Annotated in this window: 16 protein-coding genes; 7 read left to right on the top strand and 9 right to left on the bottom strand. The window is 49.6% G+C overall.

Annotation, left to right across the window (positions count from 1 at the left end; translation table 11 throughout):
* Nucleotides 1-13: 13 nt before the first annotated feature.
* The 4 genes from IQ256_RS11155 to IQ256_RS11140 all read right to left on the bottom strand — a co-directional run bounded on the left by IQ256_RS11155 (nucleotide 14) and on the right by IQ256_RS11140 (nucleotide 4,762).
* Nucleotides 14-1,708, bottom strand: coding sequence for an NAD+ synthase (locus IQ256_RS11155; protein WP_193855625.1), 1,695 nt, complete (start codon nucleotides 1,706-1,708; stop codon nucleotides 14-16).
* A 122-nt stretch (nucleotides 1,709-1,830) separates the two neighbouring features.
* Nucleotides 1,831-2,637, bottom strand: coding sequence for an NUDIX domain-containing protein (locus tag IQ256_RS11150; RefSeq protein WP_228024780.1), 807 nt, complete (start codon nucleotides 2,635-2,637; stop codon nucleotides 1,831-1,833).
* A complete protein-coding gene (locus tag IQ256_RS11145; RefSeq protein ID WP_193855624.1) occupies nucleotides 2,592-3,248 on the bottom strand; it encodes a nicotinate-nucleotide adenylyltransferase in 657 nt (218 codons plus the stop codon). Before IQ256_RS11145 ends, IQ256_RS11150 begins: the two co-directional genes overlap by 46 nt.
* 74 nt (nucleotides 3,249-3,322) lie before the next feature.
* On the bottom strand, nucleotides 3,323-4,762 hold the full coding sequence (locus IQ256_RS11140; RefSeq protein ID WP_370623416.1) for a nicotinate phosphoribosyltransferase: 1,440 nt from the start codon (nucleotides 4,760-4,762) through the stop codon (nucleotides 3,323-3,325).
* 306 nt (nucleotides 4,763-5,068) lie between these two features.
* Here IQ256_RS11140 and ubiA point away from each other — a divergent pair, with 306 nt between their 5' ends.
* The 4 genes from ubiA to IQ256_RS11120 all read left to right on the top strand — a co-directional run bounded on the left by ubiA (nucleotide 5,069) and on the right by IQ256_RS11120 (nucleotide 7,913).
* The gene (gene ubiA, locus IQ256_RS11135; RefSeq protein WP_228024779.1) at nucleotides 5,069-5,992 is read left to right on the top strand and encodes a 4-hydroxybenzoate octaprenyltransferase; all 924 of its coding nucleotides are present in this window, start codon (nucleotides 5,069-5,071) and stop codon (nucleotides 5,990-5,992) included.
* A gap of 48 nt (nucleotides 5,993-6,040) precedes the next feature.
* The gene (locus IQ256_RS11130) at nucleotides 6,041-6,907 is read left to right on the top strand and encodes an EamA family transporter (RefSeq protein WP_193855622.1); all 867 of its coding nucleotides are present in this window, start codon (nucleotides 6,041-6,043) and stop codon (nucleotides 6,905-6,907) included.
* Nucleotides 6,908-7,115: 208 nt separating this feature from the next.
* Nucleotides 7,116-7,370 (top strand): RNA-binding protein, encoded by a 255-nt coding sequence (locus IQ256_RS11125; RefSeq protein ID WP_193855621.1) that lies wholly within the window; start codon nucleotides 7,116-7,118, stop codon nucleotides 7,368-7,370.
* Nucleotides 7,371-7,658: 288 nt separating this feature from the next.
* Entirely contained in the window at nucleotides 7,659-7,913 is a 255-nt protein-coding gene (locus IQ256_RS11120) for an RNA-binding protein (protein ID WP_006455807.1), read from the top strand.
* A 251-nt stretch (nucleotides 7,914-8,164) separates the two neighbouring features.
* On the opposite strand, the gene IQ256_RS11115 is transcribed toward IQ256_RS11120, so the two are convergent.
* Nucleotides 8,165-8,629 carry an aspartyl protease family protein gene (locus IQ256_RS11115; protein WP_228024778.1) on the bottom strand — a complete coding sequence of 155 codons (465 nt, stop codon included), beginning with the start codon at nucleotides 8,627-8,629 and terminating at the stop codon, nucleotides 8,165-8,167.
* Between the two features lie 107 nt (nucleotides 8,630-8,736).
* On the opposite strand from IQ256_RS11115, the gene IQ256_RS11110 reads away from it, so the two are divergent.
* Entirely contained in the window at nucleotides 8,737-9,366 is a 630-nt protein-coding gene (locus IQ256_RS11110; protein WP_193855620.1) for a Vat family streptogramin A O-acetyltransferase, read from the top strand.
* 64 nt (nucleotides 9,367-9,430) lie between these two features.
* Here IQ256_RS11110 and IQ256_RS11105 read toward each other — a convergent pair whose 3' ends face one another.
* Entirely contained in the window at nucleotides 9,431-10,063 is a 633-nt protein-coding gene (locus IQ256_RS11105) for a response regulator transcription factor (protein ID WP_193855619.1), read from the bottom strand.
* The gene (locus IQ256_RS11100) at nucleotides 10,060-11,292 is read right to left on the bottom strand and encodes a sensor histidine kinase (RefSeq protein WP_193855618.1); all 1,233 of its coding nucleotides are present in this window, start codon (nucleotides 11,290-11,292) and stop codon (nucleotides 10,060-10,062) included. Before IQ256_RS11100 ends, IQ256_RS11105 begins: the two co-directional genes overlap by 4 nt.
* Nucleotides 11,293-11,500: 208 nt before the next feature.
* On the opposite strand from IQ256_RS11100, the gene IQ256_RS11095 reads away from it, so the two are divergent.
* Both IQ256_RS11095 and IQ256_RS11090 read left to right on the top strand, forming a co-directional pair.
* On the top strand, nucleotides 11,501-13,015 hold the full coding sequence (locus IQ256_RS11095) for a serine hydrolase (protein ID WP_193855617.1): 1,515 nt from the start codon (nucleotides 11,501-11,503) through the stop codon (nucleotides 13,013-13,015).
* Between the two features lie 110 nt (nucleotides 13,016-13,125).
* Nucleotides 13,126-14,760, top strand: a complete 1,635-nt coding sequence (locus IQ256_RS11090) for a cyclic peptide export ABC transporter (protein WP_193855616.1) — start codon at nucleotides 13,126-13,128, stop codon at nucleotides 14,758-14,760.
* A 67-nt stretch (nucleotides 14,761-14,827) separates the two neighbouring features.
* Here the strand turns inward: IQ256_RS11090 and IQ256_RS11085 are convergent, their stop codons facing one another.
* Together IQ256_RS11085 and IQ256_RS11080 are read right to left on the bottom strand one after the other, a co-directional pair.
* Entirely contained in the window at nucleotides 14,828-15,823 is a 996-nt protein-coding gene (locus IQ256_RS11085) for a hypothetical protein (RefSeq protein ID WP_193855615.1), read from the bottom strand.
* A 269-nt stretch (nucleotides 15,824-16,092) separates the two neighbouring features.
* Nucleotides 16,093-16,894 (bottom strand): VWA domain-containing protein (locus IQ256_RS11080; RefSeq protein ID WP_193855614.1); only part of this gene is annotated, 802 nt, incomplete at its 5' end.

The raw sequence follows: 16,894 nt of genomic DNA, 5'->3' as shown, positions 1-16,894 counted from the left end.
GCTTTTTTGATTGTCATGACTGCGCTGATAGCTCTAGCGACCATCGGCTAGCAATCGGCATTCGCCAGCCCATGCCAAACGCCCGGTCGGTCACTTTCAGCACAGGTGGCGTTTGTCTCCGCTTAAACTCTGAACGGGTGACTAGGCGAACAACCTTTTCGACGGTAGCGGCTGAATGGCCTGCCGCGACAATATCATCCGCCGACTGTTGTTTTTGAACTAGACGCTCTAGGATATCATCCAAGATTTCATAGTCTGGGAGTGAATCTTGATCTACCTGGTCGGGCTTCAGCTCGGCGCTGGGTGGCTTCGTGATAATGTTATCAGGAATAATCTCCTGTTCTCGGTTTAGCCAGCGGCAGATAGAGTAAACCCGCGTCTTTGGCACATCGGCAATTACAGCCAAACCGCCGTTCATATCACCGTAGAGTGTGCAGTAGCCAACGGCCATCTCTGACTTATTGCCAGTGGTTAACAACAGATGTCCAAACTTGTTGCTGACTGCCATCAATAAATTGCCACGAATGCGAGACTGTAGATTCTCTTCTGTGACGCCGCTTTCTGTACCTTTAAACAGACTATCAAGCGTCGTATCATAGCCCGACATCAGCTTGCCAATGGGAATCGTCTGGATAGGAATACCAACATTCTTGGCGAGCTGTTCGGCGTCGCTGATAGAATGCTCGGAACTGTAAGGAGAAGGCATGAGGATACCCAGCACGTTCTCGGGGCCGAGGGCTTCGGCGGCGATCGCACTCACCAGCGCAGAATCAATCCCGCCGCTGAGGCCAATGACCGCTTTTTTGAAGCCACACTTACGCGCATAGTCTTTCACGCCTAGCACCAGCGCTGCCCAGATTTCTGCATCCGCCGACAGCAGTGGCGTCTCAACCGCTATCGTTTGAAAATCTCGTCTGTCAACATCAAAGTTAACTAGCTGTAGATCCGTCGAAAAAGCGGCTGCCCGGCTGATTAACTGTCCTTCACGACTAAAGGCAACACTTTGCCCATCGAAGATCAAATCGTCATTTCCACCCACCTGATTGACATAAACAATCGCTCTTTGATACTGCTTAGCCTCGTGGGCAATCATGTTTTCTCTTACTGTCTGCTTACCATACACGTACGGAGAGGCCGACAGATTCACTACCAAATCAACGCCCTTTTCGACTAGCTCTTGAGTAGGATTAATTGGATAGGCCCGCTTTCCCCAAAAAGTCTCGTTGTTCCACAGGTCTTCGCAGATAGTGACGCCCACATGAATAGACTCGTCATTCACCTGCAAGACAAAACTACTCGCCTTTGTTCCCGACTCGAAATAGCGATCTTCGTCAAAGACATCGTAAGTTGGCAGTAATCGCTTGTGAAAGATCTTCTTTACTTCGCCATGCTGTAAGAGCGCCATGCTGTTGAAAATGGGCTTTTGCCCTTGCTCAGCCGCACTCAGATTGTCTTCGGCAATGCCGACGAGCGTGGATAGATTTGGAGGTAGCGCTTTGGCAAGCGCTTCTACTTGAGCCTTCATTTTGGTGATAAAGCTCGGACGCATCAGCAAATCTCTAGGAGGATAGCCACATAGCGACAGCTCAGGGGTGAGCATCAGATCGGCACCTAGCTCAGTCGCTTGCCCCGCAGCTTCAAGAATACGCTGAGCATTGCCAATGAGATCGCCAACGGTGGGATTGATTTGTGCGATCGCAATTTTCATAAGTTTGGATTAGAAGTAGAAACAGATTACTTTGAAGCAATCATGAGAGAGCAATAGTGAATGTTCGAATCTCATAGCGTGAAAGGCTTAAGTTCTCTCTTTGAGTAGGCATTCGGCGCTAGCTATAGAAACACCATAGGCTTATCTTTCAAAGGCTCAAACGCTTCTGCGTCAAACTGATAGAGACTCGCCGGTCGACCGGCTCCGCGAGAAGTTTTGATGCCGGTATCTTTTAACACTCTTAACTTCAACAGTCTCGTTCTAAAGTTGGAATAGTCAGCAAAATCTTCGCCTAGCACCGTTGCATAGAGCTGATAAACATCCCCTAAGGTAAACATCTCAGGCAACACATCAAACGCAACTGGGCTGTATTCGAGCTTGCTTCGCAGTCGCTGATAGCCGTAGGTCAAAATTTGATTGTGATCGAAGGCTAGCTGCGGCACCCTGTCCAGCGGATACCAGGCAATACCGCTAACACCATCAGCAATCAGCGCGGTGTCTTCAAAGCGAACTAGCGCAAAGTGGCTCACCGAAAGATAGCGCACGTTATATGCAGCTTCAGACTCACGCGGATCTCGGTTCGGCCCCCCAAAGGTAAAAAGCTGTTCTAGATAGAGATTGTTGACTCGGATCTTTTCTGTTAATACGCGATCGGCGGCGTCCTCTAGTGATTCCCCTTCTCTGACTAGCGTACCAGGCAAGCTCCAGTAGTCAGTAAAAGGCGCTTGATGCCGCATCACCAGCAAAACCAACAAACGATGCTGCACTGTATCTACTGAAAAGATTACGGTATCTACACCCACTTTGAAATCAGCTAGCTTTGCAGGGTTTGATGGCTGTTCTATCGACGCTATTGACTGCTTAGAAGGCTGCTTAGACGAGACTAGCGACCGGTCGAGATCTTGGCTTTGGTGGTTTGTTGTAGGCATGGGTAAAGGTCGTGCTCGGTGATGTAGTCGCGGATGACAGCCGGCAGGTCATCGAAAAAATGAGCCGTTTGTTCGCTGTGGTCGCAGCGGGTTTGGCGATAGGTACTAGATGAAACATCATACTGCGCTGTTGGCTGAGCGATATCGACATCGGCTAGCTGTCGAAGGGCTAAGAGCGATGAGGCTTTGATCGGATATCCGGGCCGGGGAAAAACTAGAATATTCACCTGTTTGAAAATTTCTTTGGCCTGATACCACTTGGGCAGCTGATCTAACAGGTCTGCGCCGATTACAAAGCTGAAGTTGGCTTTGGGCCAGATTCTGCGGGCGCGGGCAATAGAATTGATAGAATAGCGATCGCTTAACTGTTGGCTAACGCTGATGTTGTTGATCGTCTCTGAGACAGAGAGCGTATCGGTCAAAAGGCGAAGCATTTGAGCGCGATCGCCAATGGGAGACTGTTCTTCTTTGTAGGGATTGTCAGCAGCCCAGACAACTGTCTGGTCAAAGTGAGCTGACAGCCAAAGTAGAATGCTCTGATGTCCTAGATGGGGCGGATCGGCGCTGGTGCCAAAAAGAGCAATGCGAGGCGATTTCGAGAGGAAGCGCATGAGAGGCGAGTAGGAAGTAACTTCAACTTCGCTCAGCTACCGGAGAAGCCAAGAGAAGTAGACAAATAGGATAATTAGAGGGATCGCTTTTGGGTGGATTGAATCAGACTTTCTAATCCGCTAGAAAGTTCGATTGTTAGCGGCTCAGGGGTTTGTAGGCGGCGAACGGACTCAGGTAGGGCTTGCATAGTTTCGGCGGTGCGCGCTGCAATGTTATCTAGGCTCTCAGATTCCGAGATTCGCATCCCATCGTGCATCACTCTTTTCAAGAGCGGCACTTCACCCTGCTGGGTGCTTTCTATGGCCAAAGCCAGGCGATCGCCGATAATCTGCCCGTCTTGGTACTGGCGGAAAACCTGCTTGCAGCCGGGATAGGTCAGCTTGCCATGAGATTCTTTCATCACAGGGATGCCATCGATCTCAACGAGCTTGTACACGCCGTTAACAGGTGCCCCTGTCACCAGCTTAGTCCCTAGTCCATAGCCGTCAATACAGGCATCTTCAGCGCGCAGCCGTTCGACGGCGTATTCATCGAGATCGCCGCTGGCAAAAATCGGAATATCAGGTAGATGCGATCGCACCTGCTGGCAAACCTGAACCAGATCGCCCGAATCTATTCGCACGCCGTTCAACGACAGCCCATCAGCAACTTTTTGAGCCAATCGCTTGGCAGCGGCCACCGTATCGTAAGTATCTATCAGTAGCGGGGCGGCAGGAAAATAGCGATGAAACGCTTCAAACGCTTCATCTTCGCCGCCTTCTAGCGCCGAAATTGCCATGACTAGCGCATGTGCCATCGTCCCTACAGGTTGGCGGCCTAGCTTCAGCGCGGCTAGGACATTAGAAGTAGCATCTATGCCGCCCGCGATCGCAGCTCTAGCGGCCCAAAGAGAGGCTTGGGGGCTAAAAGCTCGCCGCGTGCCAAATTCGTATAGCTTTGCCTTTGGCCCAGCCGCTTGACGCAGCCTAGCGGCCCGCGTGCCAATCAGCGTCTGATAGTTCAGCGTATTCAATAGATAAGTCTCTGCAATTTGCGCCTGCCAAAGCGGTGCCTCTATCCTCAGCATTGGCTCATTAGCAAAAACCGCCGTGCCTTCCGGCATCGCCCACACTTCGCCTTCAAAGCGGAAATCTTCTAACAGACGCCAAAAGCTATTCGGGGCGTCGTCAAAAAGCGCCGTCTTTTGTAAGTCTAGAATCTGCTTGGGACTAAAGCTTAGATTCTGCAAATAGTCTAGACCCTGCTCTAGACCCATGACAATCAAATAGCCATAGTCGGCTGGTAGCCGGCGCGTAAACAGCTCAAAACTAGCGGGCGTGTTCGCAATCTCTTCGCCCGTATAGCAGGCCGACATCGTTAGCTGGTACAGATCGCTTAGCAGCCCGTACTCGTCTGGAAAAACTGAAAGCTGCGAGGCAGACAGATCGATGGAGTGCGATCGCATTCGCCGCGTATCCAGGTTTGTTTCAGCAGCCAAAGCTGTTCTCAAAGAATTAGCCTGAGAAGCTAGCATCGAAGTCCTATCTTGAGAATCCATTTGTCTTTGTTAACGTGAACGCTAACTACAACGACTTATGGTTATTTTAACCATAAATATTTTGAAAGCGCCACTTATTTTCTACTTAAGTGACGACCTCATCACATTTTTCGGCGCTATGAAGACCCATTTTTCAAAACGGAGCACTATCTTGTCTGTCTTCATTTAGTAAAGAGAACCAAAACACAGCGACCGCGTGGGCTGCGATTAAATTCCTTCAGACGCTAAGAAAAAACTAAAGTATGGTGAAAGGTGGCCTCTGCACTTGCGCCAAGTTTGTATATGAAACCCACCGCCCAAAAAGCGCCTCAGCCAGATCCTCGCCATCCCACTACTCAATCCACCTGGGGTCAATCCACCTGGGGGTCAATCGTTCGCCTTTTACGCTGGGATAAGCCAGAAGGTCGGTTGATTCTGATGATTCCGGCGCTGTGGGCCATCTTTTTAGCGGAGCGGGGGTTGCCAGATCTCCCCTTGATTGGTGTGATTGTGCTAGGGACGCTGGCCACCAGCGCCGGGGGCTGTGTTGTCAATGACCTTTGGGACCGCGATATAGATGGGCAGGTAGAGCGCACCCGTAACCGTCCCCTAGCGGCTAAGGCACTCTCTGTCAAAGTAGGTATCGCGGTTGCTTTTGTCTCTTTTATCTGCGCTTGGGGCCTCTCTTTCTATCTCAATCCACTCAGCTTTTGGCTCTGTGTCGCTGCCCTGCCTGTGATTGTGCTCTACCCCCTGGCCAAACGAGTATTTCCAGTGCCACAGCTCGTGCTCTCAATCGCTTGGGGCTTTGCTGTCTTGATTAGTTGGAGCGCCGTTACCAGTACGCTCGAATTTGCTACCTGGCTGCTGTGGGCTGCTACTGTCTTTTGGACGTTAGGTTTCGACACTATCTACGCTATCCCTGATCGCGAATTCGATCGGCAGCTCGGCATCAACTCCAGCGCCCTATTTTTTGGTTCGCGCGCACCTGAAGCCGTCGGCGGGTTCTACATCGGCACTGCCTTGATGCTCCTCTGGCTCGGCCTTACCATGTCGCTGGGCTTTTTTTACTGGATCGCGATCGCCATCTCCACTTATCTCTGGTATCGCCAATACCGCCAGCTCACCCGCAGCCCCAAGTCTCCAAAAGTTTTTGGCAATCTATTCCGTCAAAACGTTACCATCGGCTTCATCCTGCTAGCAGGCATGGCTTTCTCCGTGCTTTGAATCCACTGCTTTGAATTGATCGCTATTACTCATCCTTAGTTCTCCACTATGTGGTTCCTTTTCGCCTCGCTCACCGCTTTCTTCGAGGCTTGTAAAGATGCCACTGGCAAGCAAAGCCTGAAAACCCTAGACGAGTACTCTGTTCTCTTCAGCTTTATGGCTGTAGGCGTGGTGCTAATGCTACCAATCCTCTGGCTCTCGGGCGGTATTCCAGCCTTACAGCCCAATTTTTGGTGGGCCCTTCTCATTGGCGGTGGCCTCAATATTCTGGCCTTCACTCTCTATGTCCGCGCTATCAAAATCGCCGATCTTTCCCTCACCGTTCCGCTGGTCACGCTTACGCCTCTATTCTTACTGATTACCTCACCGCTGATCGTCAATGAGCAGCCCACCCTAGCCGATGCTATCGGGGTCGTTCTGCTAGTGATCGGCTCCTACGTGCTCAATATCACGCCTGCCCGCCGAAATATCTGGGCACCGCTACTCTCTATGGCCCAAAACCCTGGCAGTCGACTAATGCTCTGCGTTGCGTTCATCTGGAGCATTACCTCGAACTTTGACAAAATTGGCGTTGTCAATTCTTCACCCTTGTTTTGGGCGATGTCTTTGTTCGCAGTGATTGCGGGCGGCATGGTGCCCTTTGTGTTTTGGCGCAGTTCTAGCGCTGGGCTGACGCCCTTACTGTCGCAGTGGCAGCTGTTGGGTGTGACAGGCGGGTTTAATGCGATCGCCATCACTTGCCAAATGCTGGCGCTCACCATAGCGCCAGTAGCCCAAGTTATTGCGGTCAAACGGATGAGCGCGTTACTATCAGTCTTATTCGGTTATTTTATCTTTGGAGAAAAAGGACTCAGGGCTCGCCTTCTAGGTGCCAGCATTATGGTCAGCGGCGTAGTGCTTATGTCCTTAAGATAGGCGGACATGAGAGTGAACTTAGCAATTTGTGACGATATTTGCATTGCATCTGTGATCTATTCTCTGAATTGGATATAAGATGGTGGTGAAGAAATCGATATCGGCTACAGGTTTGCTTTTCTGTTTAAAGGGATCTTCCTCAATTTTTACAGGCTTCCGACCGACTTATCATTCTCAATACCCTGTTTAATTTTTGGAGACTACTTGTATGGGCGTTTATGTAGGAAACCTTTCCTATGATGTCACCCAAGACGACCTTAACTCTGTTTTTGGCGAGTATGGTACTGTCAAGCGTGTAACCCTACCAACAGATCGCGAAACTGGCCGCGTACGAGGTTTTGCCTTTGTAGATCTTGCTTCTGATGAAGAAGAGCAAGCGGCAATCGAGGCTTTGGACGGTGCTGAGTGGATGGGGCGTGACTTGCGCGTGAACAAAGCTAAGCCACGTGAGCCGCGTCGTTAAGAATCTGCATGCTAGAGAATACGTGAGTGACCAAAGAGAAGCCTTGAGCTCTGTTGAGTTCGAGGTTTGTTGTGTTCTTTGGCGCACGCTACCTAGATAGCATTCTGTCTAGGTAAAGTAGCTGTGTCGAAGATAGCAAGCCGATGACAGGCTAGAGATTACAGACCAAAGATTGACTGTGCGAACAAGAATCTTTGCGCCTGCTTACTTACAGCCTACTTACTTACAAAGTATTCAACAACTTTTTCAATTTTCGTTCTTTCACCTATTTTTTGGAGATTAAAGATTATGGGCGTTTATGTAGGGAATCTTTCCTATGATGTCACCCAAGAAGACCTCAACGGCGTTTTCGCTGAGTACGGGACTGTCAAGCGAGTAACCTTGCCGACTGACCGTGAGACTGGGCGCGTTCGCGGATTTGCATTCGTTGACCTCAGCTCTGATTCTGAAGAAGACGCTGCTATCGAAGCGCTAGACGGCGCTGAGTGGATGGGTCGTGATTTGCGTGTCAACAAAGCCAAGCCCCGCGAACCTCGCCGTTAGGTCTTTGCATCAGGCAACTGTTTGATTAATTAGACAGACTCGATCCAAGCCCTGAACTCTTTTGAGTTTGGGGCTTTTTAGTTTAGGGACTGTCGTCGAGTAAAAGGTTTCATGTCGAAAGCTCAAACTGCGTAGATGTATGAGTTATAGCTTTCCGCACTTTGCTTACTACACCACGAAAGGCTACATCCCTTGTTCTACAACGCAAAGTGCCATAGCAAAGTGCGAATGCATCCGCGCTTTGCTATATCTCACATAGCATAAAAATAAGTATCATCTTCATCCATTGGCAGCAGTCTTAGACATTGATTTCGTAAGTCTGGTTCAATGCCTAACGCTTCCATAGGTAAAACGCCAAGTAAAGGAATGTCAATCTCTGTTAACTCTATACAGTCGAACGTACTGCTTCGCCCACTAATTTCTAGATGAGTTTCTCTAAAAATACGAGTTTTGATCAGACCAGCAGAAGTCTTGACAGACGTCTCGCCCTTAACAGCTAAGCCGAGTTTCTCTGCTATGGCAGTAGGTAAACTTAGCGTAGTCGCACCTGTGTCAACTAAAACGTTTTCTAATGTGATGGATCTAACTTCTTCAGATGAGATAAATCCTCTTTCAGCTAGAATTTTGTCTATATTATTTGTTACGGTAACCGTCGCTGTCACTTTTCCCATCTGATTCTTTTCAAAGAATGGTATGTTCAGTTTTCCCGTCTGCATAGCTATATCTGAGTTGCGATAAGGTCATCATAGCGAGAGCATACTGTAAATAACTTTCTGATCTAGAATACTATTCTCTAGATTACTGTTTCAGAGCGAATGATGAGATGTATGGAGCGAATGCTGACAGCAAGCATCCGATGGCAGGGTTTCCACAGATCTGCTTTATCAAAAATACGGTGACGAATCCTAATATCATCATTGGCGACTACACCTACTATGACGATTTAGAAGATTCCGAGAACTTTGAGCGAAATGTTCTTTATCACTTTCCTTTTATTGGTGACAAGCTGATTATTGGCAAGTTCTGTGCGATCGCCCGCCGTCCAAAATTCATCATGAATGGCGCGAATCACCAGCTAGATAGATTCTCAGCCTATCCCTTTTACATTTTTGGCAACGGTTGGGAGAAAGTGACACCGCAAGCCGGAGAGCTACCGTACAAAGGGGACACGGTAGTTGGTAACGACGTATGGATTGGCTGCGAGGCAACCATCATGCCTGGCGTGAAGATTGGTGATGGTGCAATCGTCGCGGCGAAATCTGTTGTTGTGAAAGACGTGGAGCCCTACACGGTTGTGGGGGGTAATCCAGCGAAGTGCCTGCGTCAGCGATTTGACGATCAAACGGTGCGATCGCTGCTACAAATTGCCTGGTGGAATTGGGATATCGAGAAGATCACACGCAATCTAGAAATCATCACTCAGGCTGATATAGAGGCGCTGATAGCTGTGTGAGTAAAGCCGTGATGATGTAACTGGCCTAGCATTGCTTTGGAAACTGTATAGAACTTTGGAAGCTTTATAGATATTTCTGTGCCCAAAGCGCAGCTTGAGTGCGATCACGTAATTCCAACCCACTTAGGATTCGGCTGATATGATTGCGAACCGTTCCCTGACTGAGGTGCAGCGTCTGAGCAATCTCTTTGTTGTTCTTTCCTTTGCCTAGTAGCTGAATGACTTCTCTTTCTCTTTCACTTAATACGTTTTCGATAGCGCGGCGCTGGGTTTCTGTAATTGGATTGAGCTGCGAGAAGACCTTGGGCGCAATCGTAGGGCCGAGCTGGCTACAGCCTTGCGAGACGACTCGAATAGCATCGGTAAGCTGAGGAACGGGCGTGCTTTTGAGCAAGTAGCCAAGTGCGCCAAACTGTAAGGACTGGCAGATATAGTCGTCTTCATCAAAGGTAGAAAGTACCAGGATACGTATCCAAGGGTAGCGCTGATGAATGATGCGCGTGGCCTCGACGCCATTACACAGGGGCATCCGCACGTCCATCAAAATTACGTCCGGTTGATGCTGCCCGGTGAGTGTGATCGCCCGCTGTCCATTTTCTGCTTGGCCGACGATAGTCAAATCTGGCTCCATTGCCAGCAGCTCGGCTAGGCCCTTTCGATACTCAACTTGGTCATCGGCTAATAGTAAGTGAATCATAGCTGAGAAGCTGACCTTGATAGGTTCAGGCAGCTTGTATTTTCTTCGATAAGTGGAACGATGACTCGTAGCTGAGTGCCTTTCCCCGGCTGGCTATGGATGTCCATTTTGCCACCTAATAGCTGCGATCGCTCTCGAATACCCTGCAAACCATAGCCAGACACGCTGCTGCTGCTTTCAAAGCCGCAGCCATCATCTATCAGTATCAGCTCAATCTGGCCATCCGCTGCCGTGATTGATAAACTAGCCTTGGTCGCTTTGGCGTGCTTTTGAATATTTACCAGTCCTTCTTTAGCCATCAGATAGATCTGATAGCTGAGCTGTTGTGGCAGCGGCGGCAGCTGCACCTGTAGGTTGAGCAAGAAAGCAGATCGTATCTGTTCTCCTACCGTATTCAACGCGGATGTCATGTCAAAGCTAGTGTCTCTCATCGTTTGCAAAGACTGTCTGGCTTCGGCCAGGCATTGGGCGGCGAGCTGTTTTGATTTGCCTAGTGCCTTTTGTAGCTTGGGATAGCTGTTTGGCAATTGGCTGTAGCGTTCAGCGAGAGAGAGCTGGATGTCTAGTGTCGTGAGTGAGTGCCCGAGAGAATCGTGAATGTCTCTAGCAATGCGCGATCGCTCTAGCTTTGTCGCTAGTGCCTCTACTTCTAAAGACAGTTGTTCTGCTCTGTGGCGGCTGCGCTGCTCAGCTACGAACACAAACCCTAGCAGAAGTACAAAAAGCGTGAAAACAATCGTACCGACGAAAGAGTTAACCAAAAGCTTCTGAAGATTGAGGTAAGGTTCTAACCCAATCGCTCGGATTCTCTCGATCTGGGTAGGGAGACGCCAGCTACTCTGCAAAAAGTTGAGGCCGACGGCTGTTACCGTTGCAGCAATGGCGTCTCTACGAGACAGTAGCAGGCAGGCTTTGATAATGGCTAAATCGAACAGCGACGAATGGTATACCTGAGCAATATCAACCAGTATTAGTAAGGAGAATCCAGACAGTATATAGAGCCTACGTCGGGTAGGAGAGTGAGAAACAGGTAGCGGTATCAGGCTGAACGCTAGCAGCGCCAATAAACAAAAGCTGACCCTTAGGTAAGCGGATGGCAGATAATCGAGATCGGCTCTAAGCAGATTGCTAACGCCACATTGAAACAATAGACTCCATTCAATCCAGCGTAGAATTTTGCGGATGCTCGGTGAGACGACAAAGCTTGAGGGAGTGAATGTTGAATCCATATAGCGTCACTGGATATAGCGTTACCGAATATAGCGTTGAACCCTGCCTCATTTTGCACTGCGATCGCAAGTTTGATAGCAACTAGGCAAAGATCGTGACAGATGTCATGACGGCAGATGACAAATGCTACTGGCCCAAAGGGAAGCCCTCCTCCTAATCTAGGCATAGCGAATCACGGCCCCTACCAGCAGGCCATACAGACTTTTTATGCAACGCCCTTTCTCTTTACTCATTCGGCTCGGTCTTTCAGCTCTTTCAATCAGCTTGCTGCCGTGGGCTATTCAGCCATCACTGGCTCAGGCAAATCTTGAACTATTTGGCCCCGAAGCATCGTCTACCGAAATACCCACGTCCAACACAGTTCTCGCGTTTCAGCAAAAAGATGAAAGTGTTGACGCTTTTATTGAAGAGATGATAAGAGAGAACCAGATTCCGGGTCTGTCTGTAGCCGTCATCTATGACGAAAAGCTAATCAAAACAAAGGGATATGGCCTGTTAGATCGTGAACGAGAAATTAAGGTGCGTCCTAGCAGTATTTTTCCGATTGCTTCTGTGTCAAAGCCGCTGACAGCAACAGCCGTGATGCTACTAGTTGAATCAGGCCAGCTCGATCTAGATGCGCCGATCAGTACCTACCTTTCAGATCTACCAGAAACCTGGCAGACCATAACGCTACGGCAAATGCTGGCTCACACAGCAGGACTCTCTGAAAAGGTTTACATGCAACGGCCCAGTAGATTGACAACATCCGTCAGTTTCTTAGCTGAAGCGATCCAAGAGCCTTTAGATTTCCAACCCGACGAAGCTTGGATGTATAGCAACACGGGCTATAACCTAGCCGCAACTATCGTTGAAACGGTGAGCGGCCAGTCTTTTGGGGCTTTCATGCAGGCTCGCATTTTTGAACCGTTAGGGATGACTCACACCGATGTGTTGCGAGCCTCCTACGTTTCTAGCAATCTAGCGATTGGCTATGAACCCACTGCCAGAAACCAGAAGCTTGAGGCGATCGATGTCAACTACGCGGCTTTGCATCGGGTGATGCCGATGTTTCAAGGAGCGGGCAGCATCACATCTAATGCGCTCGATATGGCAAATTGGGCGATCGCACTTCAAAAAGGTCAGCTCTTGACGCCTGAGTCGCAGGCACAGATGCAACAGTTCAATACGCTCAGCAGTGGGCGAGTGACTGACTACGGGCTTGGTTGGTTCCTAAAGACCGTCAATGGCCATGACATGATCTTTCACGGCGGCAATTTATGGGGATACGCTAGCAGCATTGTGAGATTTCCAGAAGACAGCCTTTCTGTGATTGTGTTGATGAATAAGGACGGAGCGTTGGCTGATAGTATTGCCCAGCAAATTGCCCGGCAATATCTTCCAGATCTTGTAGAGGATAAAGAGGCGGCGGCTATCCCGGATCTAGACCCGGCGCTCACTGAGCAGATCTTGGCCTTTGTGAACGGCGATGACCAGGCGATCGCCACTACCCCTGAAAGACTCATCGCCCTGCAAACGCTACGCGGTCAGTCCATGCTAAACAGGTTCCGCCAATACACCAGGGCGCACACCATTGAGTCCCTCAGCCTGCTCGAACGCGCAGATCATCCTAACGGCATTCGACAGCGCTATCGGGCGCAGACAGCAGCAGGCGATATTCATTCGATCACCGTTGTTGTAACTGACGAGGGTCTGCTTTCTAGTATTGGCATATTGTCCTAGTCTCCAAGCTACAGTCTCCATACCGTAATCTCGGTGCCATAGTCTCGGTGCCATAGTCTCCGTATTTTCTCTATCCTTAGAAGGTGTCATTCTCACTAGCTTGTTAGCTTATGGACATTATCTGGCTGCTGCTGCGATCTTCTTGGATCAGGGTGACAGTGGCGGTTGTTTCTGGTTTGCTTAGCGGCGTTGGCAGCGCGGCGCTGATCGCTTTGATCAATACGGCCATAGAACAGGGAACACCGCGATCGCTCATCCTTCCCTTTGCCGGTATAGCCTTGCTTGCTCTAGTCACCAGCTCAGTTTCTCAGTTTCTATTAGTCGATCTGGCTCAAGATTCTGTTTATCAGCTACGGATGCAGCTCAGTCGGCGAATTCTCTCTTCGCCCCTACAGCAGCTAGAAAGGCTCGGCCCTAGCAAACTGCTAGCCGTTCTCACTAAAGACGTACAGATCATCTCAAATTCTATCTTTGTCTTACCTTTTCTCTGTATTGATATTGCAGTTATCTGCGGCTGCATCCTGTATCTAGGAACCCTTTCTGGCTGGGGAGTGGCGATTGTAGTCGGCTTTTTTGTAGCCGCGATCACCCTTGTTCAAATCCTGATCGCGGCGGCGTTTCGCTATATGAAACTTGCCCGCGAAGAGATCGATCGCCTGTTCAAAAACTTTCGAGGGATCACGGAAGGAACCAAAGAACTGAAGCTAAACACGCTTAGACAGCAGCGCTTCTTTGAGGAAGATTTGCAGGTGAATGCTGCGATCGTCCGCGACTATACTAAAACTGCTTACAAGCTATCCGCCATATCGACTAGCAGCGGCCAGCTTTTATTCTTCACGCTGATCGGCCTCATGATTTTTTGGGTGCCACAGGTTGTTCCCGCCATCCGCCCGGTTCTACCCGCCTATATTTTGACGCTGACATACGTTGTCAGCTATATAGAAGGACTGCTCCGACGATTGCCTAATTTGCTTGAAGCCAATGTCTCTGTTCGCAAAGTCACCGAAATGGGGCTGACGCTCTCGCAGCAGGCTGAAATTAGCTCTCCTCGTAAGAACAACTCTCTACCGGCATGGCAAAGCCTGACGCTTAAACACGTCGTTCACACTTATCGCGGTGAAACAACTCACGCTGAATTAACAGATAGCACTTTCTCAGTGGGCCCAATCGATCTGACGCTCAAAAGAGGTGAGCTGATATTCATCGTCGGGGGCAACGGCAGCGGTAAATCTACCCTTGCTAAGCTAATTGCAGGACTCTACATCCCTGAATCAGGAAAACTTTTGCTAGATGATGAACCGATTGTAGACAGCAACCGAGAATGGTATCGTCAGCTTTTCTCAGCGGTCTTCTCAGACTATTACTTGTTTGAACGGTTGATCAGCACCGAAGAAATCGCGCTCGAATCAACTGCTCAAATCTATCTAGAGAAGCTACAGCTAGAGAAGAAAGTTTCTATTCAAAATCAGCAGCTTTCAACCACCGCGCTTTCGCAGGGGCAAAGAAAAAGACTTGCTCTGCTAGCCGCTTATCTAGAAGATAGACCGATCTATCTGTTTGACGAATGGGCTGCCGACCAAGATCCTGTCTTTCGAGAGATCTTCTACACCCAGCTATTAGGCGAGCTGAGCACACGAGGAAAAACAATCATTGTCATCAGCCACGACGACCACTACTTCCACATTGCGGATCGCATCATCAAGCTAGACTATGGCCAGATCGAATCGGATGAATCGCATTTCTAACGCACCGCTAACTCGCCTTTGTTTTCTAGTTGTTCGGCTGAATCTGCCGCTGAACCTGCCGCTGGATTTACCTGCGTAGCTCAGCTCTGTCCGCTCTGACAATTTGAGCCACACGCTGAGCGGCGAGCTGTCGAGTATTTTCAACTGGCGTAGTTTTAGCCGCTGTGGTCTTAGCTGCCATAGCTCTGGCTACTGTAGCTCTGGCTACTGTATTTCTGGCGACTGTATTTCTGGCCGCTGTAGTTCTGGCCGAATGGGGGCGCTTGTGGGCAGTCTGCTTCGGTGAGGTTCTAAGAGAGCGTTCTTGAGAGGTTACGCGCTTGGCTGATGGCTTCTCTGCTTCGATAATTTGAGTTAGGCGTTGAACAGCCAGCCGTCTGGTAGTTTCGGTGGGTTTGGTTTCGGCGGGTGCAGTTCGGGTTGATGTCACTTTAGCCGAGATATTTCTAGCTGGCGTAGATCTAGATGCTGTAGTTCTGAACGCTGTAGACTTTGCTGTTGTAGATTTAGACGCTGTAGTTCTGTCTGGGTGGGGGGCCCTAGGAAAAGGCTGTGGAGTAGTCTGATGACGAGAGGATCTAAGAGAGCGTTCTTGAGAGGCCGTACTCGCGACTGGTGGCTTTTCTGTTTTGATGACCTGAGTCAGGCGTTGAACAGCGAGCTGTCTGGTAGTTTCGGCGGGCGTGGTTTCGGTGAGTGCAGTTTTAGCTGCTGCTGTTCTGGCTGAGCGGACAGCGGTAGGAGCAGTCTGTTTCTGAGAGTTTTGATTCTGAGAATTTTGAGACTCTCTTTGGGAGGCTCTGCCTACGACCGAAGAAGTTCTCACCGCTTGCTTTCGCCGATTTAGCCGATCTTCACTGGTCATCGGCTGATGGCGAAATAAAGTGGTGATATTTTCGTCCACTACCCGATTGATAAAGGAGCCTAGGAGGTTGCTAACCGTCGAAGCGCCTAGATGAAAGGCAGATCCTGATTTCTTTGAGCCTGACTTCTTTGAGCCTGACTTCTTTGAGCCTGTAGCGGAGTGCCTATCATCAGTGACCCGTGTATTTACCTTATGCATAGCTACACTCTTCCTGGGGTACTCTTCACCGCGATCGCAACACTGACAAGCATCGCTCTAATAATCATGGGAGTTTGACTATTAGAGTTCGATTATTGAAGTTCTAAGTGTTCATACTATACTGACTCAGTACTTTCCGTATATACCTTAGTGATAAATACTACGTAAAGACTCAGCGTTATTACTGCGAAGTGCGTAGACGACAGAGAACTACGCCGCCAAGCGACGCGAGTTCCTACCGTTCTAGAAATTCTATGGCTTGGCTGATTTTATGACTTGGCTTCGGACATAGCGCCACGGGCCATTGATGCGATCGCCTGATCGGTCGCCTTGGGCAGTTGGTAATACTTGCCTCCGGCTGTTTTCGCTAATTCCTTACCAAAGCCAGTAGACACAAACTTCCGTTCCGTATCAATCACCAGCATTTGGTAGCCCGCTGTGCGAATGCTTCCAGCAATTTCTAGCAGCTCTGCTTTGAGATCAGGTTTCTCTTCGGTTTCATCTGGCTCATCGCCCAAAGATCTAGCTAGCGGCACATTCCCACGACCGTCCGTAATCGCCACAACCACCACGCTACCGACATCACCAGACTTTTGAGCGTTCATCCCTACTCGCACCGCCTGCATCAGCCCATGTGCCAGCGGCGAGCCACCACCACAGGCCATCGTCTCTAATCTGCGCTTAGCCGCTGTAATCGATCGCGTGGGGGGCAGCAGCACATCCGCCTGCTCGCCTCTAAATGGAATTAGCGCCACCTGATCGCGGTTCTGATACGCATCAGTGAGCAAACTGAGCACCGCACCTTTGGCATTCTGCATCCTGTTCAGTGCCATTGAACCCGATGCATCTACAACAAAGATGATCAGAGAACCCGCTTTTCTAGCTAGCCTTTTGGCACGAATGTCTGCTTGTTCTACCACTACCTTTCGATCGGGCTGACGTTCGCGGCGAGCTTTTTGATAGGGCGCAGCGGCACGAAGGGTAGCATCGACCGCAATCCGGCGAGCCTGACCGGACGGAATAAAGGGCTTGATATATCGCCCTCTTTCGTCAGAGAAAATAACGCTATTC

The organism is cf. Phormidesmis sp. LEGE 11477 (assembly GCF_015207105.1).
Taxonomy (GTDB): domain Bacteria; phylum Cyanobacteriota; class Cyanobacteriia; order Phormidesmidales; family Phormidesmidaceae; genus Phormidesmis.
Note: the sequence above shows the minus strand (reverse complement) of the source record. Positions and strands in the feature narration are given on the sequence as shown.

What these genes read in the sequence shown, in the direction of transcription:
- IQ256_RS11120 (WP_006455807.1), top strand. Translation starts at nt 7,659, where the DNA reads ATGGGCGTTTATGTAGGGAATCTTTCCTATGATGTCACCCAAGAAGAC.
- IQ256_RS11145 (WP_193855624.1), bottom strand. Translation starts at nt 3,248, where the DNA reads ATGCGCTTCCTCTCGAAATCGCCTCGCATTGCTCTTTTTGGCACCAGC.
- IQ256_RS11155 (WP_193855625.1), bottom strand. Translation starts at nt 1,708, where the DNA reads ATGAAAATTGCGATCGCACAAATCAATCCCACCGTTGGCGATCTCATT.
- IQ256_RS11090 (WP_193855616.1), top strand. Translation starts at nt 13,126, where the DNA reads ATGGACATTATCTGGCTGCTGCTGCGATCTTCTTGGATCAGGGTGACA.
- IQ256_RS11085 (WP_193855615.1), bottom strand. Translation starts at nt 15,823, where the DNA reads ATGCATAAGGTAAATACACGGGTCACTGATGATAGGCACTCCGCTACA.
- IQ256_RS11115 (WP_228024778.1), bottom strand. Translation starts at nt 8,629, where the DNA reads ATGCAGACGGGAAAACTGAACATACCATTCTTTGAAAAGAATCAGATG.
- IQ256_RS11125 (WP_193855621.1), top strand. Translation starts at nt 7,116, where the DNA reads ATGGGCGTTTATGTAGGAAACCTTTCCTATGATGTCACCCAAGACGAC.
- IQ256_RS11140 (WP_370623416.1), bottom strand. Translation starts at nt 4,762, where the DNA reads ATGCTAGCTTCTCAGGCTAATTCTTTGAGAACAGCTTTGGCTGCTGAA.
- IQ256_RS11110 (WP_193855620.1), top strand. Translation starts at nt 8,737, where the DNA reads ATGTATGGAGCGAATGCTGACAGCAAGCATCCGATGGCAGGGTTTCCA.
- IQ256_RS11100 (WP_193855618.1), bottom strand. Translation starts at nt 11,292, where the DNA reads ATGGATTCAACATTCACTCCCTCAAGCTTTGTCGTCTCACCGAGCATC.
- IQ256_RS11095 (WP_193855617.1), top strand. Translation starts at nt 11,501, where the DNA reads ATGCAACGCCCTTTCTCTTTACTCATTCGGCTCGGTCTTTCAGCTCTT.
- IQ256_RS11105 (WP_193855619.1), bottom strand. Translation starts at nt 10,063, where the DNA reads ATGATTCACTTACTATTAGCCGATGACCAAGTTGAGTATCGAAAGGGC.
- IQ256_RS11150 (WP_228024780.1), bottom strand. Translation starts at nt 2,637, where the DNA reads ATGCCTACAACAAACCACCAAAGCCAAGATCTCGACCGGTCGCTAGTC.
- ubiA (WP_228024779.1), top strand. Translation starts at nt 5,069, where the DNA reads ATGAAACCCACCGCCCAAAAAGCGCCTCAGCCAGATCCTCGCCATCCC.
- IQ256_RS11130 (WP_193855622.1), top strand. Translation starts at nt 6,041, where the DNA reads ATGTGGTTCCTTTTCGCCTCGCTCACCGCTTTCTTCGAGGCTTGTAAA.